The 21015-nt window shown below is 63.1% G+C and carries 20 protein-coding genes; 4 read left to right on the top strand and 16 right to left on the bottom strand.

Annotated elements, in window-relative coordinates; genetic code table 11:
* Positions 1 to 25: 25 nt before the first annotated feature.
* The 3 genes from VDP74_RS14460 to VDP74_RS14450 form a co-directional block, all read right to left on the bottom strand.
* A complete protein-coding gene (locus VDP74_RS14460) occupies positions 26 to 1198 on the bottom strand; it encodes a CaiB/BaiF CoA-transferase family protein (protein ID WP_323000349.1) in 1173 nt (390 codons plus the stop codon).
* Positions 1199 to 1209: 11 nt separating this feature from the next.
* Positions 1210 to 2370, bottom strand: coding sequence for an acyl-CoA dehydrogenase family protein (locus tag VDP74_RS14455; RefSeq protein WP_323000348.1), 1161 nt, complete (start codon positions 2368 to 2370; stop codon positions 1210 to 1212).
* 106 nt (positions 2371 to 2476) lie between these two features.
* Complete coding sequence (locus VDP74_RS14450; RefSeq protein ID WP_323000347.1) at positions 2477 to 3412, bottom strand: LysR substrate-binding domain-containing protein; 936 nt, start codon at positions 3410 to 3412, stop codon at positions 2477 to 2479.
* Positions 3413 to 3578: 166 nt separating this feature from the next.
* Between VDP74_RS14450 and VDP74_RS14445 the strand changes: the two genes are divergently transcribed.
* Positions 3579 to 4928 carry an MmgE/PrpD family protein gene (locus VDP74_RS14445; RefSeq protein ID WP_323000346.1) on the top strand — a complete coding sequence of 450 codons (1350 nt, stop codon included), beginning with the start codon at positions 3579 to 3581 and terminating at the stop codon, positions 4926 to 4928.
* Here the strand turns inward: VDP74_RS14445 and VDP74_RS14440 are convergent.
* Genes VDP74_RS14440 through VDP74_RS14430 form a run of 3 tightly spaced genes read right to left on the bottom strand, consistent with a single transcriptional unit; the run spans position 4923 to position 7412 of the window.
* Complete coding sequence (locus VDP74_RS14440; RefSeq protein ID WP_323000345.1) at positions 4923 to 5789, bottom strand: CoA ester lyase; 867 nt, start codon at positions 5787 to 5789, stop codon at positions 4923 to 4925. The two genes, VDP74_RS14445 and VDP74_RS14440, sit on opposite strands and share 6 nt — an antisense overlap.
* Before the next feature lie 37 nt (positions 5790 to 5826).
* Positions 5827 to 6999, bottom strand: coding sequence for a thiolase (locus VDP74_RS14435; RefSeq protein ID WP_323000344.1), 1173 nt, complete (start codon positions 6997 to 6999; stop codon positions 5827 to 5829).
* The gene (locus VDP74_RS14430; RefSeq protein WP_323000343.1) at positions 6996 to 7412 is read right to left on the bottom strand and encodes a Zn-ribbon domain-containing OB-fold protein; all 417 of its coding nucleotides are present in this window, start codon (positions 7410 to 7412) and stop codon (positions 6996 to 6998) included. The genes VDP74_RS14435 and VDP74_RS14430 overlap by 4 nt, the downstream gene beginning before the upstream one ends.
* Positions 7413 to 7519: 107 nt before the next feature.
* On the opposite strand from VDP74_RS14430, the gene VDP74_RS14425 reads away from it, so the two are divergent.
* From VDP74_RS14425 to VDP74_RS14415, 3 genes are all read left to right on the top strand, one after another.
* Positions 7520 to 8353: an enoyl-CoA hydratase-related protein gene (locus VDP74_RS14425; RefSeq protein ID WP_323000342.1), complete on the top strand. Its 834-nt coding sequence runs from the start codon at positions 7520 to 7522 to the stop codon at positions 8351 to 8353.
* Positions 8354 to 8510: 157 nt separating this feature from the next.
* Complete coding sequence (locus VDP74_RS14420; protein ID WP_323000341.1) at positions 8511 to 9398, top strand: SDR family NAD(P)-dependent oxidoreductase; 888 nt, start codon at positions 8511 to 8513, stop codon at positions 9396 to 9398.
* An 8-nt stretch (positions 9399 to 9406) separates the two neighbouring features.
* Positions 9407 to 10282, top strand: a complete 876-nt coding sequence (locus VDP74_RS14415) for a MaoC/PaaZ C-terminal domain-containing protein (RefSeq protein ID WP_323000340.1) — start codon at positions 9407 to 9409, stop codon at positions 10280 to 10282.
* A gap of 7 nt (positions 10283 to 10289) precedes the next feature.
* Here the strand turns inward: VDP74_RS14415 and VDP74_RS14410 are convergent, their stop codons facing one another.
* Genes VDP74_RS14410 through VDP74_RS14365 form a run of 10 tightly spaced genes read right to left on the bottom strand, consistent with a single transcriptional unit; the run spans position 10290 to position 20512 of the window.
* Positions 10290 to 11411: an ABC transporter substrate-binding protein gene (locus VDP74_RS14410; RefSeq protein ID WP_323000339.1), complete on the bottom strand. Its 1122-nt coding sequence runs from the start codon at positions 11409 to 11411 to the stop codon at positions 10290 to 10292.
* 48 nt (positions 11412 to 11459) lie between these two features.
* On the bottom strand, positions 11460 to 12428 hold the full coding sequence (locus VDP74_RS14405; RefSeq protein ID WP_323000338.1) for a nitronate monooxygenase family protein: 969 nt from the start codon (positions 12426 to 12428) through the stop codon (positions 11460 to 11462).
* Between the two features lie 15 nt (positions 12429 to 12443).
* A complete protein-coding gene (locus VDP74_RS14400; protein WP_323000337.1) occupies positions 12444 to 14015 on the bottom strand; it encodes an AMP-binding protein in 1572 nt (523 codons plus the stop codon).
* A 29-nt stretch (positions 14016 to 14044) separates the two neighbouring features.
* Positions 14045 to 14527, bottom strand: a complete 483-nt coding sequence (locus VDP74_RS14395) for a MaoC/PaaZ C-terminal domain-containing protein (protein WP_323000336.1) — start codon at positions 14525 to 14527, stop codon at positions 14045 to 14047.
* Positions 14524 to 16122 (bottom strand): AMP-binding protein, encoded by a 1599-nt coding sequence (locus tag VDP74_RS14390; RefSeq protein WP_323000335.1) that lies wholly within the window; start codon positions 16120 to 16122, stop codon positions 14524 to 14526. Before VDP74_RS14390 ends, VDP74_RS14395 begins: the two co-directional genes overlap by 4 nt.
* 3 nt (positions 16123 to 16125) lie before the next feature.
* On the bottom strand, positions 16126 to 16839 hold the full coding sequence (locus tag VDP74_RS14385; RefSeq protein WP_323000334.1) for an ABC transporter ATP-binding protein: 714 nt from the start codon (positions 16837 to 16839) through the stop codon (positions 16126 to 16128).
* Complete coding sequence (locus tag VDP74_RS14380; protein WP_323000333.1) at positions 16836 to 17597, bottom strand: ABC transporter ATP-binding protein; 762 nt, start codon at positions 17595 to 17597, stop codon at positions 16836 to 16838. Before VDP74_RS14380 ends, VDP74_RS14385 begins: the two co-directional genes overlap by 4 nt.
* Positions 17594 to 18481: a branched-chain amino acid ABC transporter permease gene (locus VDP74_RS14375; protein WP_323000332.1), complete on the bottom strand. Its 888-nt coding sequence runs from the start codon at positions 18479 to 18481 to the stop codon at positions 17594 to 17596. Before VDP74_RS14375 ends, VDP74_RS14380 begins: the two co-directional genes overlap by 4 nt.
* A 12-nt stretch (positions 18482 to 18493) precedes the next feature.
* A complete protein-coding gene (locus VDP74_RS14370; protein WP_323000331.1) occupies positions 18494 to 19366 on the bottom strand; it encodes a branched-chain amino acid ABC transporter permease in 873 nt (290 codons plus the stop codon).
* 18 nt (positions 19367 to 19384) lie between these two features.
* Positions 19385 to 20512, bottom strand: coding sequence for an ABC transporter substrate-binding protein (locus VDP74_RS14365; protein ID WP_323000330.1), 1128 nt, complete (start codon positions 20510 to 20512; stop codon positions 19385 to 19387).
* Between the last annotated feature and the right edge of the window lie 503 nt (positions 20513 to 21015).

Here is a 21015-nt window from a genome sequence, read left to right as displayed (position 1 = left end):
GGTGCGGCCGATCCAGGCCGCGGGATCATGATCGGACATCGTCGTCTCCATTCGGGCTGGCCCCCAGACCCAACTCTGCCAGGATGCGTCCGGTGTGTTCCCCCAGCGCCGGCACCCCCCCCATGACCACCTGATCGGCGCGGGCGATGCCGGGCGGCAGCAGGGCGGGCAGGCGCCCGGCGGGACTCTGGACATCGACCCAGCGATTGCGCGCGCGCAACTGCGGATGCGCCCACAGATCGGCCATGTCGTTCATCCGCGCGTTGGCGATGCGGGCGGCGTCCAGGCGCGCCACGACCTGCTCGGCCGTCAGGCCGGAGAAGACTTCCAGGATCAGCGCGCGCAGCTCGGCTCGCGCCGCCGAACGGCGGGAATTGGTCGAAAAGCGCGGATCGGCCGCCAGTTCCGGGCGCTCCAGCACCCGTTCGCAGAACACGACCCATTCACGCTCGTTCTGCAGCCCCAGGATCACCGTCTTGCCGTCGCCCGCGGCGAACGGCCCGTAGGGATAGATGGTGGCATGGGACGCCCCGCTGCGCGGCGGCGGAGGCGCGCCCTCGAAGCTGTAATACATCGGGTAGGACATCCATTCCGCCATGCTTTCCAGCATGGAAACGTCGATGTGCCGGCCCAGGCCCGTCCGGCCGCGCTCGATCAGCGCCGCCAGGATGTTCGTATAGGCGTACATGCCGGCCGCGATGTCGGCGATCGAGCACCCGGCCTTGGCCGGCTCGTCGTCCGAGCCCGTCACCGACAGGAAGCCGGACTCGCTCTGGATCAGCAGGTCGTAGGCCTTCTTGTCCCGATAGGGGCCGTCATTGCCGTAGCCGGAAATGTCGCAGACGATCAGCCCCGGGAAACGCCCGCGCAGCGCCTCGTGGGACAGGCCCAGGCGGGCGGCCGCGCCCGGCGCCAGGTTCTGCACCAGCACGTCCGCCTTTTCCAGCAGGCGGTCCATGACCTCGGCGGACGCGGGCTCCTTGATGTCCAGCGCCAGGCTTTCCTTGGAGCGGTTCACCCAGACGAAATGGGATGACAGGCCCCGCACGCGCTCGTCATAGCCGCGCGCGAAATCGCCGACCCCCGGCCGTTCGATCTTGATGACGCGCGCGCCCAGGTCCGCCAGCTGGCGGGTGCAGAACGGCGCGGCGATGGCGTGCTCCAGCGTGACGACGGTGATGCCTTGCAGCGGCAGCATGGCGGTTCTCCTCAGAACGAACGCGGCATGCCCAGCACGTGCTGGCCGACATACGACAGGATCAGGTTCGTCGAAATGGGCGCCACCTGGTAGAGACGCGTTTCCCGGAACTTGCGCTCGATATCGTATTCGCACGCGAATCCGAAACCGCCATGCGCCTGCAGGCAGGCATTGGCCGCCTCCCAGGACGCATCGGCCGCCAGCAATTTGGCCATGTTGGCCTGCGCGCCGCAGTCCTGGCGCTGATCGAACAAGGCGCAGGCTTGGTAGCGCATCAGGCTCGCGGCCTCGACGTTGATGTAGGCGCGCGCGATCGGGAACTGCACCCCTTGGTTCTGGCCGATCGGGCGGCCAAAGACGACGCGCTCGCCGACGTATTTCCGCGCGCGATCCACGAACCAGTAGCCGTCGCCGATGCATTCCGCGGCGATCAGGGTCCGCTCGGCGTTCAGGCCGTCCAGAATGTATTTGAATCCCTTGCCTTCCTCGCCGATCAGATTTTCTTCCGGGATTTCCAGATCCTCGAAGAACAGCTCGTTGGTCTCGTGATTGACCATGTTCGGGATCGGACGCACCGTCAGGCCGTGGCCGATGGCGCCGCGCAGATCGACCATGAAGATCGACATGCCCTCGGATTTCTTGCGCACCTGATCCAGGGGCGTGGTGCGCGCCAGCAGCACCATCAGGTCGGAATGCTGGACGCGCGAGATCCAGACCTTCTGGCCGTTGACCACATAGCGCCCGTCCTTCTTGACGGCGGTCGTCTTGATCCGGGTGGTGTCCGTCCCCGTCGTCGGTTCCGTCACCGCCATGGACTGCAGCCGCAATTCACCCGATGCGATCTTGGGCAGCCACTGGCGTTTCTGGGCTTCCGAACCGTGGCGCAGGATCGTGCCCATGTTGTACATCTGGCCATGGCAGGCGCCCGAATTGCCGCCGGCCCGGTTGATTTCCTCCATGATGACGGAAGCTTCGGTCAGGCCCAGGCCCGAGCCGCCATATTCCTGGGGGATCAGCGCGGCGAGCCAACCGGCCGTCGTCAACGCATCGACGAACTCGGCGGGATAGCCACGCTCGTGGTCGATGCGGCGAAAATACTCATCTCCAAATTGGGAACACAGGTCTCTGACCGCGTCCCTGATATCCTGAAACTGCTCCTGACTGCTGACCATGGATCACTCTTTCCCGTCAATACGCGACATACTGCGTCGCCAATGTTGACGTCTAGAGTGAAGGAAACCATGAAGCCTGACAATTCGGTTTTGACAAACCGCGTCTTTATCCGATCTGAAGGTCGGGCGCGTCTTGACACGCCTCGGAGGCCGAGTCCCGGACCAGCAGATCCACCAGTTCCTGGGAAAAAACGGGCAGTTCCGCCGCCTCCTGGATGCAGATATGCAACTGCCTCAGGGCCCACCCGTCCGTCAGGTACATGATCTTCAAGGGCAGGGTCTGGACATAGCGCCGCGCGGCGGTTTCGGGGATGACCCCGATCCCCACCTGGGCGGCGATCAGTCGGCAAGAGGTCTCGAAATTACTGACCTCCACGCGCAAACGCAGGAAACGGCCGTTGTCCTCGGCGGCAGTCAACAAAAACGAATGGATCGCGCTGGATTCCGCCAGGCTGACGAAATCGTAGTCCAGCGCGCTGGCAAAACTATGGGCATTCTGCTTGGCAAGCGGGTGATCCCGGTGAGCCACCAAGACTAGGCGGTCCGTTCGGTAGGGCAGGAACCGCACACCCGCGCCGCCGCTTCCTTGGGCCGTGATACCGATATCGGCCGCGCCCTCGGCGACGGCCTTGACGACCTGGTAGCTCAGGCGCTCGCGCAATTCGATATTGACGTCGGGGTGGTCCACCAGATATCGCTCCAGCGCCGCTGGCACGAACTCGTTCATCGCCGTCGTATTGGCATAGACCCGGACACGCCCCTTGACCCCCCGGGCATATTCCTGGATATCGCCACGCAGATGCTGCAACTGGTGCAGAACGATGCGCGCGTGGCGCACGAAAGCCTCGCCCGCGGGCGTCAGCGTGACACCCTGGCTGGTACGATACAACAGGGCGGTCCCAAGGTAGCCCTCGAGGTTCTTCACACGATTGCTGGCGGCCGGCAGGGACAGAAACGTCTGTTCCGCCGCCTTGGTGAGACTCAGGGCGCTTGCGACGTTCACCAGCAACTGCATGTCGGTCAGATCAAAATGGGAGGCCATAATCGGCGGAGCTCCTCCAGGCTGATTAAGCCTCTCTTCAATAAACAGAAATAGGCAGCCCCACGGCAAAGGTGCACAGTCGTACCGTGAAAAGCCCATGAAGCGCGGGCGCACGCCATCACGACCCGCTCGCCCGTACCAGACCCGATGTCCCCGAGGAGATACGATGCCACATCCCAGCGCCGAACTGACGCGCTTTGCCGCCGAACTGCGGTTTCATGATATCCCCGAGCCGGTGCTCCAGCGCACGGAAGACCTGCTCCTGGACTGCCTGGCGTCTATTCTAGCCGGTTCCAGCAGCCGCGCCGTCCAGGCGCTCGCCCAGTATGCCCGGGCCATGGGGCCGGCCAACGGTCCGGCGCAAGACATGGTCGGCCGCCAGGGAACCAGCGCCCTGTTCGCCACGATGGTCAACGCGGCGGCGGCGCACATGGTCGAACAGGACGACGTGCACAATGGTTCGGTCTTCCATCCGGCCGCCGTGGTCTTTCCGCCGGCCATGGCCATGGCCCAGACGCTCGGATGCCCGGGCAAAGACTTCCTGCTGGCGGCCGTGGTGGGCTACGAAACCGGCATCCGGATCGGGGAATACCTCGGGCGGCCGCACTACGAGATCTTCCACACCACCGGCACCGCGGGCACCCTGGCCGCCGCGATGGCCACCGGCAAGCTCCTCGGCCTGGACAGCCAGCAGATGCTGCATGCGCTGGGCTCCGCCGGCACACAGGCCGCTGGCCTGTGGGAATTCCTGCGCGATGCGGCCGACTCCAAGCAACTGCATACGGCCAAGGCGGGCAGCGATGGGCTGATGGCCGCCTGGCTGGCCGGCAAGGGCTTCACGGGCGCGTCGCACATCCTGGAGGGCGCCCAGGGCATGGCGGCGGGCATGTCGCGGGACTGCGATCCGGCGCGTCTCACGGACGGGCTGGGCAGCCGCTGGGCGGTACTGGAGACCTCATTCAAATACCATGCCTCGTGCCGGCACACGCACCCTGCCGCGGATGCGCTGCTGGCCGTGATACAGGCCCATGGCCTGGACATGGGCGACATCGAATCCGTGGTGGCGCACGTCCACCAGGGGGCCATCGACGTGCTCGGCCCGGTGACCAACCCGTCCACCGTCCACCAGTCCAAATTCTCCATGGGGATGGTGCTGGCCCTGATCGCGCGCCACCAGCGCGCGGGCCTGACGGAATTCGACGAAGGCCTGCACGATCCTGACATCAGGGATTTCTGCCAAAGGGTCTCGATGCGACTGGATCCAGAGGTCGACGCGGCATATCCGCGCAGATGGATCGGAAAGGTGAGCGTCACCACCCGGCGGGGCAGGACGCTGACGAGCCGTGTGGACACGCCGAAGGGCGATCCGGAAAACACGCTCAGCCGCACGGAACTGGAAGACAAGGCCCGGCGATTGGGCGCCTATCAAGGCGCGGCCACACCCAAGATGATCGACCAGCTGATCTCCAAGGTCTGGAGTCTGGAGAACAGCGACAGGATCGACTGGTTCCTATGAAACCCGAGGGGCCCGCGCGAGTATCCGCCGGGCCTCCTGGATCACCGGCTGGTCCACCATCCGGCCATCCAGGCTGAAGGTCTGCCGGCCGGCAGCCACTTCGGCCATGACACGTGAGGCCCACTCCAGCGCCTGCGGCGCAGGCGCGAATGCCTTGTGGACCTCCGCGACCTGGACCGGATGAATGCACAGCATCCCGCCAAAGCCCATGTCGCAGGCATTGCGCGCCATGCGCCCCAAACCGGCGGTATCCGAGAAATCCGCATGAACCCCATCGAGCGGCGCCGCCAGCCCCTGTACGCGGCTGGCCAGCAGCAAGCGGCACCGGGCATGGTCGAGCAACACGGCCGAAGCCGGCGTGTCCGGCGCCACCCCGAGGTCCAGCATCAGATCCAGCGCGCCAAAGATTAGCCGGGCGATGCCGGGCGCCCCCGAGATACCTTGCAGATCGTGTAGCCCCCTAGCGCTTTCGATGATGGGAAAGACCGGCTTGCCAGCCACCGCGACGCGAGCCACCTGCTCCGCCGTTTCCGCCTTGGGCAGCACGATACCGCCGACATGCGCCAGCCCCCGGCAGGCGGCGAGATCCGCGTCATGCCAGCTTGTGTCCGGCCCATTGATCCGCACCAGCCAGGGACCGGCGTTTTCTGCATCCGGTCCCTGCAGGAACTGGCACATTGCTTCCCGGGCGGCGTCCTTGGCCGACGCCTCTACCGCGTCCTCCAGATCGATGATCACCGCGTCGGCGCCGCTGGCACCGGCCTTGGCAAAGCGCTCAGGGCGCGTGGCGGGCACGAAAAGGGCCGTCCTGAGGACCTGAAACGCATCCGGCAAGGACGGGGCCGGAACTGATTTTTGCATGACGATCCCCATGGACAAGTATCGGAAAATTCCGGCGCTACAAGGCCGCTTCGGTGCCAAGGATGGCGGTCGACTGGCTCGACAAGGTGCCGCCGTTGCCATTCACCAGCGCAAGCGTGGCATTGGAAACCTGCCGCTCGCCACACACGCCCCGCAACTGCCGCACGGCCTCGATCATGATGAAGATCCCGTACATGCCCGGATGCACGCAGGAGAGCCCGCCGCCATTGGTGTTCACCGGCAGGTGGCCTCCGGGGCCGATTCCGCCCTGGCTGACGAACTCGCCCCCTTCCCCCTTGGCGCAAAAGCCAAGGTCCTCCAGGAACAGGATCGTATTGATGCTGAAGGCATCGTAGACCTCGACCACGTCGATGTCGGCGGGCCGCACGCCGGCCATCTCGAATGCAATCCGGCCCGACTGCCGGGCCGCCGTGACCGTCAGGTCCTCCATCGAGGAAATCTGGCGGTTCCAGACCGCCGTGGAGTTGCCCAGCACATACACCGGCTTGCGTCTCAGGGAACGGGCACGATCGGCCCGGACCAGCACATAGGCCCCGGCTCCGTCGTTGACGAGACAGCAGTCGCGCACCGTCAGCGGGTCCGAGACCATCCGGGCGGACAACACATCCTCGAGGCTCAGCGGGTCGCGCGCCAAGGCTTCGGGATTCAGCTGCGCCCAGCGGCGCGCAGCCACCGCGACTTCGGCAAGCTGCTCTCGCGTGGTGCCGTACTGATGCATGTGCCGCGCCGCGGCCAGGGCGTAGGAGCTCAGCGGATTGAGCGGATCGTATGGTGTTTCGTAAGGTTGTGGATCCAGCCACTTGCGCACCCGCCCGATCTCCGCGCGACTTAGCGTGGACGTGCGCTGCGTGCTGCCGTAGCACACCAGCACGGCATTGCACTGACCGGACTCCAGCGCCTGAATGGCGGGCAGCAGATGCGCGACGAAGCTGGAGCCACCCAGCATGGTGCTGTCGATGAACATCGGGCGGATCCCGAGATGCTCGATTACCGGCATCGCCCACATGGTGGCCGCCACGCTGGCGGTGCAGATGCCGTCAATGTCCTGCATGCTCAACCCGGCATCGCTGACGGCACGATGGGCGGCCTGGACCAGGATTTCCATTTCCGTATAACCCGTGGCAAAGCCCAGGCCGGCCTGGCCCACACCGACGATGGCGGTCGCGCCCCTGAGTCGTCGATCGATCATGATAATTCCTCGGTGGGGTTGAACACGACCAGCTTGCCGCTCTCGCCCTCGACGACCCTGGATCGCACCTCCATGCCGATGGCCACCCGATCCGGCTCGATACCCTCCACACGGCTCATCATCCGCACGCCTTCCTCGAGGTCGATGAGCGCGACGTTGTAATCCCCGCCGTGCTCGGCCTTACGGCGCACCACCGTCGTCGAATAGACCATGCCACGACCGGAAGGCTGGAACCACTGCAGACGATCACCGCCGCAGTGGGGGCAAATCATCCGGGGGTAAAAGATGCTGCGTTCGCAGGCCAGGCAACGCTGGATCCTGAAATTGCCCTGATCAAGCTGCGTCCTGTAGTACAGGTCCGCACCGACATCGGACGGCCGAGGATTCTCGAGGCGTTGAATGTACTCAGGCATAAGTCTCCCTGTCTGTCACGGCTCACCGGCAAATGGGTGGCCGACTTCCGTTTTGCCAAGTCAAGTGTTCAGCAAAACGAGAGCCGCGGGAATTTTGATTTGCTTAAATGAGCGTTTCGACCTGGCTAAGAAAGGACTCGGACATGGATCACCATTACCGGCACATCCGGTTTTCCTACCGCGAGGGCGTAGGTCGCATCGAACTGGCACGGCCCGACCACCTGAACAGCCTGACGGAGATCATGCATGAGGATCTCCGGACCGTCCTGGACTTCCTGGCATCAAAAGAGGAACTGCGCGGACTGCTGATCACGGGGACGGGCCGGGGATTCTGCGCGGGACAGGACCTGAGCGAACGCCCGGCGCTGCCCGAGGGGCAGGTCCGTGATCTCTCCGTCGGCCTGAAACAGAACTACGAACCCCTCATCCTGCGGCTCAAGGCGCTACCGGCACCCGTCATTTGCTTTGTCAACGGAGTCGCGGCGGGAGCGGGCGTCAGTCTGGCACTGGCCTGCGACCTGGTCTATGCCGTGCGTTCGGCGCGCTTCATCCAGGCCTTCACCCGGATCGGTCTGCTGCCGGACGCGGGCGCCACACATGCCTTGCCCCGGCTGGTGGGCGCTCAGCGCGCGATGGGCGCGGCCCTGTTCGCGGAGCCCATATCAGCGGAGACCGCGGAACGATGGGGCCTGATCTGGCGCTGCCTGCCCGACGAGGAGCTGGAGGCCACCATGGAAGCCGTCCACACGCGGCTGGCGCACGGCCCCACGCGCGCCTACGCAGCCACCAAACAGGCGCTGCAGGCCGCCACGGGAAACACGCTGACCGAGCAGTTGGACCTGGAGGCCGCGCTGCAGAAATCGCTGGGACTGAGCGCGGACTACCGCGAGGGCGTCCGGGCGTTTGCGGAAAAGCGGCAACCGCGGTTCTCCGGATCCTGAGCGCACGCCGCACCGTCACGGCCGCGCGAGCACGCCTGGCCGCAAGGCCACGCTTCACCATTGATTAATGCCTGCTTCCAAAATTCGAAGTTGAGGCTGGCCCGCTTTTTCTCTATTGTGAATCGCATGCCAACAACAGGATCCAGAGGAGGTTTCCATGAGCGGTTTGATACAGGGCAAGGTCGCGGTGGTGACGGGCGCCGGCGGCGGCATTGGTCGAGGCACCGCATTGGGCCTGGCGGCCGCGGGCGGCCGCGTCGTCGTCAACGACATCAGCGAGGCCCATGCGCAAGCCGTGGTCAACGAGATCAGGGCGGCTGGAGGACAGGCCATCGCCAGCACCGACAGCGTCTCCGGTCATGATTCCGCCCGGAAGATCATCCAGGCGGCCGTGGACACCTTCGGCCAGATCGATATCGTGGTCAACAACGCGGGGAATCTGCGGGACCGCCTGTTCCACAAGATGTCGGAAGAAGAGTGGTCTCAGGTCCTGGATGTCCACCTGAACGGCACATTCTTCGTCAGCAGCGCCGCCGCGGCCTTCTTCCGGCAGCAGTCGTCCGGCGCCTTCATCCACATGACGTCCACGTCGGGCCTGATCGGCAACTTTGGCCAGGCCAACTATGCCGCGGCCAAAATGGGCATCGTCGGGCTCTCGAAATCCATTGCGCTCGACATGGCGCGCTTCAACGTCCGGTCCAACTGCATCGCGCCCTTTGCCTGGACCAGCATGACCAGCTCGATTCCCGCCAACACGCCGGAAGAAAAAGAGCGCGTCCAGAAACTTCAGAAAATGGAAGCCGACAAGATCGCGCCGCTGGTCGTCTACCTCGGCAGCGACGCCGCACGCGAAGTCACGGCCCAGATATTCTCCGTGCGCGCCAACGAGATCATGTTGTTCAGCCAGCCGCGCCCCGTGCGTTCCGTGCACATGTCCGACGGCTGGACGCCGGAAACCGTCGCGTCCATCGCCATTCCGGCCATGCGGAACAGTTTCTACAAACTCGAACGCTCCCCGGAAGTCGTCAGCTGGGATCCCATCTAGGAAACGCCATGCCGCTCGATTACGACCTGATCCGAAACTGGCACTTCGATGATCTCCGCCAACGTTACGACGAGCGCGACGTCATCCTCTACGCTCTCGGCATCGGCCTGGGCGCGGACCCTCTGGACCCTCGGCAACTGCGCTATGTCTACGAAGACGGCCTGCGTGTCTTTCCTTCCATGGCCGCGGTGCTGGGATACCCAGGCTTCTGGATGAAAGACCCACGCACCGGAGTCACCTGGACTCATGTGGTGCATGGCGAACAGCGCATCCACTACCACGCGCGCTTCCCCTCCCGGGGCGAAGTGACAGGCCGCAGCCGGATCACACATGTGATCGACAAAGGCGCGGACAAAGGCGCGCTGGTCGTGACCGAGCGCACGATCCATGATGCCGCCGCCGGCACGCTGCTGGCCACGCTGCAGCAGGTCACATTCTGCCGCGCGGACGGCGGCTTTGGTCACAGCGATCCTCCGCTGGAACCCCTGCCCAAGGTGCCCGGCACGCAGGCGGACGATTGCTGCGAGCTGACCACACTACCCCAAGGAGCACTCCTGTACCGTCTGAACGGCGATCGCAATCCGCTCCACGCGGACCCGGCCGTGGCGGCATCCGCAGGGTTTTCACGCCCGATCCTGCACGGCTTGTGCACCTATGCCTACGCCACTCAGGCCCTGGTCCGCACGCTTTGCGACGGCGATGAAGAGCGCCTGGCCTACCTGCACGGCCGGTTCTCCGCACCCGTCCTGCCCGGAGAAACCCTGCGGGTTGAATTCTGGCGCAGCCGGCCGGATCTCGCCCAGTTCCAGGTACGGGTCAAAGAGCGGGACGTGATCGTCCTGAGCCATGGTGTCGCCGGCCTGCGCCCCGCTCTTCAGCCCTGACCCTGGATCATTCGGCCAGCACTTTCACGACCCGGCCGCCGTTTCCATCGACTTCATTGATCTGCATGGCGCTGATCACGGTACCGTTCTCATTGAAGGTGACCGAGCCGCCGACCATGTCGAACTCCCGGGTCTCCATCCGCTGCGCCAGCAAATTTTCCCCGGTGATGCTCTTACCCCGCTTCTGCAACTCACCGGCAAGCAATCCGAACAGCCGCACCGCGTTGTAATAGTTGGCGGTATAGGTCGACGGCAGCTTGTTGTGGGCCGCCTTGTAATCATCCACGAAGCGGCGGGTCACCGGATCATTCGATTGCCAGTCGATGCTCTGGCTGGTGTAGAGCGTGCCTTTCGCCTCGGGCATGGAATGGATCTCGGGAATCGAAAGCGCGCTGTAGCTCGCCAGTTGCTGCGTGACGCCATTGTCACGGAACTGTTTGATGATCTGGGCCTGCTGGGTCCCATATGAGGCGATATAGACGACATCCGGCCTGGCGGCGCGCACCCGCGCGGCGATGCCGCTGAATTGCTGCGCCGACGCGGGCACGGAGAACGCGTCGACGAGCGCCGTCCCCTCCTGGCCAAGCCCCTCCTGCATTTCCTTCTTGATGGCGGCACCGAGCGGGTCATCCACGTAGACCAGCACAAAGCGCTTGGCTCCGCGCTCCTGGATCAGGTAGGGCAGGATCGCCTTCACTTCGTAATTGGCCAGGGGAATGATGTTCCAGAAATAAGGGCCCAGCTCCGCCAGATCGGGGCCCACCCCGCCGCCGTTGATCGCGACCGTCTTCGTCCGGGCCCCGATCGTGGAAATCGCCTTCGAGACACCGGTGAAGGCCGACATCACGTAGGACACCCGATGGACGTTCACCAGCTTGTTCATGCCGATGACGCCCTGTTGCGGCAAGGCCTGGCTGTCCTCGTACTGGATGGCCAGCGGCTGATCCAGGAACTTGTCCTCGTTGATATGCTTCACGGCAAGATTACTGCCCGATCCAAAGATGTCGTTATAGACGGCATTCGGCCCGCTCATCGGAAACAGCGCGCCAATCGTGATGTCGGCGGAAGCGCCGGCACTCCATGCCGTCAAGGCGATGGCACCGGAAATCAGCAGTTTTCTTGTCATCATGGAACATCCTCCTTGTCGCGCGCATCCATCGCCCGCTCAGTGAAAAACTCAAAGCGCCAGACGCTCGCGAGCCGCCTGATAACCTAGCTTCAAGCGACGCACGATCTCGTCCACACCCGACAAATCATCAATCTGTCCGACCCCCTGCCCCGCACCCCAGATGTCCTTCCACGCCTTGGCCTTCGAGCGGCCGTCCGCAAAACTCATCTTGGGCGCAGCCAACTCATCCAGATGATCCGGGTCCAGGCCGGCGCGGACGATGCTCTCGCGCACATAGTTGCCGTGCACCCCGGAAAAATAGCTGCTGTAGACGATATCGGCGGCCGTGGCATTCAGCAGGGCCTGTTTGTATTCCACACTGGCGTTTGCCTCGCGGCTGGCGATGAAGCGCGTGCCCACATAGGCGAAGTCGGCACCCATGGCCTGGGCAGCCAGGATGCCGCCACCGGACACGATGGCCCCGGAAAGCACGATGGGGCCGTCAAAGCGCTTGCGCACCTCGCCCACCAGCGCGAACGGGGACAGGGTGCCCGCATGTCCTCCCGCCCCGGCCGCGACCAGGATCAGGCCATCCACGCCGGCATCAATCGCCTTCTGCGCATGCCGCAGGCTGATGACGTCGTGCAGGATGATGCCGCCATAGGCATGGACTTCATCGATGATTTCCCGCACCGGCGCCCGCAGCGAGGTGATCAGGATAGGGACTTGGTGCCGCACGCAGGTGGCCACATCGCGCTCCAGCCGGACATTCGACGCATGGGCGATCTGGTTAACCGCCATCGGCCCCACGATGGCATCGGGATTGGACGCGCGGTAAGCGGCGAGTTCCGATTTCATCTGGCCCAGCCACTCGTCCAGCAGCTCGGGCTGACGGGCGTTCAGCGCGGGAAAGGAACCCACGATGCCCGCCTTGCATTGGGCCAGCACGAGTTCGGGATAGCTCACGGTGAACATCGGCGCGGAGATCACCGGCAAGGTGAGGTTCCGCAACACGGGAGGAATTCTGTTTGCGTGCATAGGTTTCCTGTAGGCCTAATGGGTGGATTCGCCGACCAGTGCCCTGGCCATGTCCCGCAGCTTGGCGCGCTGGGTCTTGACGCCGTTGGAGCTTTCCGTCACGGGATAGCGGCTCACGAATGCGATGCGGGCGGGGACCTTGAAGGCGGCAACCCGCAAGGCGATCTGATCGATCAATGACGCCTCGGACAAGCCGGCCCGCGGCCGCTCGATCACGAACGCCACGACCCGGTTCGTGCCCTGGATGTCGATGGCGGCGACCTGAGCATCGGCCACTCCATCTATCTGCTTGATGGCTTCCTCGATCTCCAGCGGATTGACCAGGAACCCGCCCAGCCGGATGACATCCCCTTGGCGCGACTGATAGACAAAAGAGCCGTCCGCGCGCAGATGTCCGAGATCGCCTGTCTTGAAATAGCCCTCGCCGTCCACCGCCCGCGCTGTCGCATCCGCATCCTGGTAATAGCCGATGAAATTGCTCGGCCCCCTGATTTCCAGTTCGCCCACCTCGCCCGGAGACAGCAAGCGGCCCGTATCAATGTCCCTCACGCGGACACTGGCATCCCGCCCGGCGACGGGATAGCCCCCCCCCTTGATGCATTCCGGGACCGGCAATCCCGCCTTCTGTGCGGCAAAGATCGCCAGCACCTCGCTGGAGCCATACAGGCCGTACAAAGGAATCCGTCGTTCCCAAGCCTGGCGCGCAGAGTCGCCGAAGCTGGAATTGAAGGCCCCGAAACCGAAGAAACGCAGGGCCGGGAAGGGATCATGGCCGGGCAGGGCCTCGGCAAGACGATGCACCATCTCGTCACTGCCATAGGTATGCGTCACGCGATACCGATTCATGAGGCTGGCAACGACCGGCCCATCGAAGGCATCCACCAGGACCGCGGGGACGCCGGCCGCCAGCGCCGCCAGCACGACGTTCAGGCCGAACACGCCGCAAAACGGCAGCATGGCGAGCACCACGGTCCCGGGGGCGTTCAACTGGTAGGCCGACACGCAGCGCTCCGCATGGTCCCGCAAGGTGCGTTGCGGATGCATGACCAGCTTGGGCCCCCGGGTGGTCCCGGAGGTGGTGAAGATGATGGCCGGTGCTTCCGGATCCGAGGTGTCCTCCCGAGTATCCGGAACACTGTCCTGGATCGCCAGCTCGACCGTCGTTCGCCGCAGGATGCGATCCATCGGTTTGACCGCATCGAGCACCGCGAGCGTTTTCAACCGAGGCAGCTCGCCGCCATCCACTCGGCGCAGGATGTCGGCAAAATCGATCTTGCGAAAGCCGGACTGCAGGCACAGCAGGCTGGCGCCGCTTTTCTTCAGGATATAGGAGACTTCCTCGGCCCGGTACCGTGTGTTGACAGGCACCAGAATGGCCCCCAGCTTCAGCGTCGCGAAGAACAGCGCCAGCCATTCCAGCCTGTTGACCATCCAGATGGCCACCCGATCGCCCGGAACCACGCCCTGCTCCGTCAGCCAGCTCGCGGCACGGGCGCAGAGGCCGAGGAATTCCGCGCGGCTGATCTCGCGGCTCTCGGCGATGAAGGCTGTCGCGTCCGGCGCATGCGCCGCCCTGGCCGCGAGCATGGACCAGAGCCTGTGTTCTCCCGGCCCGCTCATGGCCGCGGCGAGGAGGCGGCCGCACCCCCCAGGGCCTGCCGGGTCAGCACCAGAACGTCGCTCTCACCCTCCTGAACGACCTCATCCCTCTGGTTGATCAGCTGGAAGCGCCGGCCCAGTTTTCCGCTCCGGCCGCTCTTTCCGGGCTCCACCGAGAGGATGGTCAATTTCAGGTGGACGGTATCGTTGACGAACAGCGGCGCCAGGAAATTCCAGTTCCGGAAGCCCATCATGGCGATGACCGAATCCTGGAAGACACCAATGTCATGCAGCATGCCGGTGCTGATGGCCATTCCCAGGACACCATGGACCACCCGCTGCCCGAAGCGCGTGCTCCGCGCGGCCTCGGCATCCGCATGCACGGGGTTCCAGTCGCCCGAGAGCATGGAAAAGAAGGTCAGGTCGGCTTCCGTGATTGTCCGCCCGCCACTTTCAAAGACCTGATCGGCCTGGAAGTCTTCGAGATAGTATGTCTTCATGATACGTCCTTCATTTTTTGCATCGCCATGTCGCGCAGTTTGGCGCGCTGGATCTTGACGCCATTGGCACTCTGGGTGGAGGGATACTCGGCGATCGGCCAGACACGCACGGGGATCTTGAACGCCGCCAGCGTGCTGCCCAGTGCCGCTTTGACCTTGGCTTCATCCAACCCGGCCCCCGGCGCCAGGATGACGAACGCCGCGCAGGCGGCTCGGCCCCCTTGCAACAGTTCGACCACCTGGGCGTTGTCGATACCCGGAATGTCCTTCAGGGCGTTTTCGATTTCCACGGGGTCCACCAGATACCCCGCCAGACGCATGGCGTCTCCCTGCCGGGTCTGGTAGACGAAGCCTCCGTCATCGCGCAGATAACCGACGTCACCTGTCATGAAATAGCCATCCGGCGTGATGGCCTTGGCCGTCGCTTCCGGATTGTCCAGGTAGCCGATGAAATTCGTATCGGAACGGATCTCGATCATGCCGCTCCGCCCCGCCGGCTGGATCCGGCCGGTATCCACATCGCGGATCCGGACCTGAGCCGTCGGGCTGGCCGGCAACCCGCCGCCTTTCAGCCTGTCCTGGAAGTCGCCATCCGGCCGGTTCAGCGAAAACAGGGCCTGGACCTCACTGGATCCGTACAGTCCATACAGGGGAATGCCCCGCTGCCAGGCGATCCGGCCGAATGTCTCGATCCCCGGCTGAAAGGCGGCAAAACCGCAGACCCGCAACGAGGGAAAGGGATGATCGCCGACACCGTGATCCGAGATCCTGCGGAACACCTCGTCGCTGCCGAACACGTGAGTCACTCGGTGGAGCCCGATCAGATGCGCGGCCTTCTCGCCATCAAAGACGTCCATCAGCACGACCGGCTTGCCGGCCGCGAACGCGCCGAGCACCGCATTGAAGCCAAACACCCCGCACAGCGGCAAGGCGGCCAACAGGCAGACGCCGTCCTCCAAGAACTGGTAGGCCTGCGCCACGCGCCGGCTGTGCGTGGTGATCGTGCCTTGGGTGTGCATGACCAGCTTAGGGCCGCTGGTCGTCCCGGAGGTGGTGAAGAGGATGCTGAGCGCGTCGGCGCTCCCGCCGGACCCGGTTTCGCCGGACGGCAAATCGTCCAGGCTGAACGCCACGGTGGGCCTGCCCAAGATCGTGTCCGGCAGGGCCTGCGGCCCCGGGTTCAACACGGCGACCCGCTCCAGCGCACGGACCGCGTCCCGGCTCACATCGGCAAGAATGCCGGGAAAGTCGATCTTGCGGAAGTTGAGTTCAAGCACCAGCAGGCGGGCCTGGGACTTTTCCAGAATGTACTGGAGCTCATGCGCCCGGTAACGGGTATTGACGGCCACCAGCGTGGCGCCGAGCCGCCCCGACGCGAAAAGCAAAGCCAGCCATTCCAGGCGGTTGACCAGCCAGACGGCAACCCGATCACCCCGGCCGATACCCTGCGCCGCAAGCCAGGATGCCGTGCCGTCGCACAACCGGTCGAACTCCTGGTAGGTGATCCGGCGGTCTTCCTCGATCAGCGCGACGGCGTCCGGCTGGCGGATCAACTGCTCCGCCAGAAGGGCCTCCAGAGTCTGCAAGCTTGACATGTCCTAGTACAGCTCCATCAGTTTCGCGTTGTCATCCAAGTCGCTGGGCAAGGCCTCGGCGATGATGGCCCCCGACTTCATCACGACCACGCGGTCGGAGATCTTCAGCGCCTCTTTGACGTTCTGCTCGACCAGCAGGATCGACATGCCGCTTCTGGATTGCAGCTCGCGAATAGGGCCGAGAAGATCCTGGAACAGCTTCGGCGCGAGACCGATCGAGGGCTCGTCCATCAGCAGGCAACGCGGGCGGCTCAGCAGGGAACGCGCGATCGACACAATCTGCTGCTGTCCGCCCGAGAGCGTGCCCGTTCTCTGGTGAAAGAACTTGCCCATGGCGGGCAATATCGTCATGACCCAATCCAGGCGCTCCGCACGCTCGGCCTTGGGGACACGAGCGGCCCACAGACCCATTTTCATGGTCTCGGCGACTGTCAGGCCAGGAAAGACGCCCCGGCCCTCGGGGACAAGCGACAACCCGGCTGCGGTGAGTACCCGAGGTTCCAGGATGTCTTGCGGCTTTCCATCCAGGTATATCTGACCGGCCTGACGCGCCACCAGCCCGAACAGGGACTTGAGCAGCGTCGACTTGCCCGCGCCGTTGTGACCGATCAGGCAGAGGACCTCGTTCGTCCGCAGTTCAAAATTGAAATCGTTCAAGACCGGCCGCCCCCCATAGCCAACGACCAGGCCTTCGGTTCTGAGCACACTCCCGTTCATGCCACTTGCTCTCCAAAGTAGATCGCCGCCAGGTGTGGGTCTTTCAGGATCACTTCGGGATCCCCCTCGGACAGCAAGGTGCCCTGGTCCAGAAAGGCGATACGATCGGAAATTCCGATGACGATGTCCAGGTTGTGCTCGATGATGCAGACGGTCACCCCGTGGCTGACTTCGCTTCGCAGGAGTTCCAGGAAAAGCTCATACGAGCCGCGATCCAGGCCCGAGGCTGGCTCATCCAGGAGCCACAGCTTCGCGTCCGCCGCCATGATCCGCGCCATGCTGAGAAACTTGCGCTCCGCATAAGCCAGATCAATGGCCCGGACCTTGGCCTTGCCGGACAAGCGGGTTCTTTCCAGAATGTGGCGCACACGTTCTTCGCGGGCCTTCTTGCCCACCTGGCCGCCCGGCTGCCATATCCAGGACGCGGGTTCCATCACGGTGCGCACGTTCTCCTCGACGGTCATCTGATCGAACAGGCGCAGGTCCTGGAAGGTTCGGGAGATGCCCTTGCGTGCGATCTTCCAGTGCGCCTGGCCGACGATCGATTCACCCTTCCAGACGATGTCTCCGGCGGTGGGCGTCAGATGGCCGGTGATCAGGTTGAACAGCGTGGTCTTGCCCGCGCCGTTCGGGCCCACCAGCGTCGTGACGATTCCGGCGCGGAGATCGAGCGACACATTATTGGTGACCTTCAAGCCGCCGAAATTTTTCTGCAGACTGGAAATCCGCAGCAGGACATCATGCGTGGGTGCGTTCATTGTGCTTTTCCTTTGCCACCCCAGGGCCCGACGATCCCGCCCGGACGAAATATCATGAGCAGCACCATGGCCGCACCGTAGGCAATCTGCTGGATTGCGCCGATCTCCGACGAAGGCAGGAACCACATGTAGCTGAAGAGACTGGGCAACAGCATGAGCAATACGGTCCCTACGACCGGCCCCAGCAAGGTTCCTGTGCCACCGATGATGACCATCGCCATCAAAAGGACTGATGTATCCAGGGTAAAGCTCTCGACGTTGATGAATCCCAGGTAAAAGGCGTAGAGGGCACCCGCAATGGCTGCCAGCGCGGAGGAAATCATGACCGACAGCGTCTTGATGACCGCGACATTCTTGCCAAATGCATGGGAGGCCGACTCGCTATCACGGATCGCCTTGAGGTTGCGACCAAAGCTGGAACGCAGCAGGACATTGGTGATCAGCAGCACCATCATCAGGCAGCCTACGGACAGCAACACAAAATAGGCAGGGTCAACGACCACGAAGCCAAACAGCTCAACAGGAGGAATACCGATAACTCCGCCTAGCCCACCCGTAAAGGATTTCCATTCGGCAAATATCGTGACCCCCAGGACCTGAAGTCCAAGCGAAGCCGCGACGAAATACTCACCCCTTACCCGCAAGGCCGGCAATGCCAGCACCAGCGACAGGACCGCTGCCACCACCATGGCAACCGGAACGGCCAGAAAGAACGAGGAACTGAAATGCAACGCAAAATAGGCGGCCGTATAAGCCCCGACGCCGAAAAATATCGCATGCGCCATGGAAAAGATGCCGGCATACCCCATGATGAAATTGAGTGTGATCGCCAGCACCGCGTTGATGCTGATCAGCGTGATGAGGTTCAGGATGTAAGCTGTCATATGCCCAATTCCTCACGAAGCGATGGCGCGGCCGAAAAAGCCGGACGGCCGGAAAAGAATGAACAGGAACAGCACGACAAAGGTGACGGCTTCGCTCCATTGGGGTTCCAGGTACATCAGGGCGAGATTCTCGGTGACGCCGAGCAACAGACCGGCATAGGCCGCACCGCGCAAGCTGCCCACACCGCCCACGATAGTGGCGGCCAAGCTGATCAGCATGACGTGATGCCCAATGGCAGGGTTCAACCCCGAGCTACTGGCACTGAGGACAGCGGCGGGAACCACCAGCAAGGACCCCAATGCGAACACCACCATCGACAGACGGCGCGGACTGAGCCCATAGACACGGACCAGATCGGGATTCTCGGACAGCGCCCTTAAGCCCATACCGACATGGGTGCGCATGAGAAATGCCTGCAGGGCAAAAAAGAATACAAACGCACACAGGATCGCGATGCCGGACAACGGGGCCACATAAAGATTCGGAAGGATCTCCACGCTGCGCGACAAGGGTGATGTGACTGAGACAAATCCACGTCCGAAGATCATCCCGATCAAGTTCTGGACGATGATGCCTATGCCTAGCGAAGCCACGAAAACTGTGAAAAAGGAGCCCTCATGCCGCTGGATCGGCGCATAGACCCAGCGATCAAGAGAAACCCCAAACACGACCACAGCAGCAGTCGCGACCACCACGCTCACTACCCAATGCAGTTGAAGGATGGAATACAGGTAATAGAAGATATACGCCGCGATAGTGAAGGTCGCGCCATGAGCAAAATGGAATATCTTGGTCGAACCAAAGATCAGCGAGAATCCTACGGCGATCAGAGCATACAGGGCACCGACCTGCACGCCATTGATCAACAATTGAAATAGCAGCATGTCGGTCCGCCCTCCCGATTACTCAGCAACAACCGACACCACCTTGCCGCCAGCGCCGTCGATCTCGTTGACCTGCATCGGGCTGATGACCGTTCCGTTTTCCGTAAAAGTGACCTGTCCACCCACCAGCTCAAAAGATTTGTCCTTCAGGCGCTGAGCCAGCAGATTTTCGCCAGTCACAGGCTTACCCTGCTGTTCGAGTTCATGGGCCAACAGGCCGAACAGCCGTACCGCGTTGTAGTAATTGGCGATGTACGCCGTCGGCATCTTGCCGTATTTCTTCCGGTAGTCGTCCACAAAGCGCTTGGTGACGGGGTCCTGAGAATTCCAGTCGATATTCTGACTGGTGTACAGAGCGCCCTTAGCTTCCGGAAGCGCGTTGATCTCCGGCACTGAAAAGGCGGTGTAGCTCACCAACTGCTGCTTGATGCCATTGTCGCGAAACTGCTTGACGATCTGGGACTGCTGAGCGCCATAGGACGCGATGTAGATCACATCCGGGTTTGCCGAACGCACGCGGGCGGCAATGCCGCTGAACTGCTGAGCCGTCGCAGGCACTGACAGAGCCTCGATCAGTTCGCCACCAACCTTGGGCAGCGTATCCGTCAGTTCCTTACGAATCCCAGCGCCCAGCGGATCATCCACATAGACCAGGACGAAGCGCTTCATCCCGCGCTCCTTGACCAGGTAAGGCAGCACCGCCCGAACCTCATCATTGGCCAAGGGGATGATGTTCCAGAAATAAGGCCCCAGGTCTGCGAGATCCGGACCAACCCCGCCACCGTTGACTGCAACGGTCTTAGTACGTGCTGCCGTGGTGGAAATGGCCTTGGAAACCCCCGTGAACGCGGACAGCACATAGGGCACCTTGGCAACGTTCACTAGCTTGTTCATGCCGATGACACCCTGTTGCGGCAGCGCCTGGCTGTCTTCATACTGAACCGACAGGACTCCGTCGATCATCTTGTCTTCATTGATGTGCTCCACGGCGAGATTGACCCCAGAGCCGAACACATCGCCATAGGTGGCGTTTGGCCCGCTCATGGGAAATAGCGCGCCAATGGCGAGATTTGCCGCTGAAGCCGAGAGGCTCCAGGCAGCCACGGAAAGCAAGCCGAAGCAAAGCGTTTTTTTGAAGGGCAACATGTCTGTCTCCTAGTCTTGTCGGCTGAGGTCCTGGGGTATTTGCCTCTGCGTCATACAGGCGACTCCGCCGTCCGGGCAAGAGGTCACCTGCTGTTTCACAGAGTGTGCCCTCGCAGTCAACGCATCACAATTCTCATTTGAGAAAGAGCCGGTTTCGGCAGCGTTAATCCTAGGGTAAACGCTAGCGGCAGTCGCCACGCGGTATGGAACGCTCCGTAATCCCGGGCACGGCCAGGGCCGTGGCGACTCCTGCGACATACCTCAACGTGACAGGAACACGATGCACTCAATGTTCGATAGCAGGTCGCTCCAGGCGACCTACATTGCACCTACGTCGCTACCACCTATATTGGCGTCATGGTGAACAGCCTGCCGCGGGCTCCACGACGCGGCGCTTCAGCGCCGCACAGCCAGGGGAACCCAGAATCGGCACCACACGCCCTACCACGCGCCCCGCTGCTCCGGGACGTACTTCACCAAGACCAGCGCCAGCAGCCGGATGA

This window comes from Castellaniella sp. (genome assembly GCF_034674885.1).
Taxonomy (GTDB): Bacteria; Pseudomonadota; Gammaproteobacteria; order Burkholderiales; family Burkholderiaceae_B; genus Castellaniella.
The sequence above is the reverse complement of the archived record's forward strand: the minus strand, read 5'-3'. Positions and strand labels throughout refer to the sequence as shown.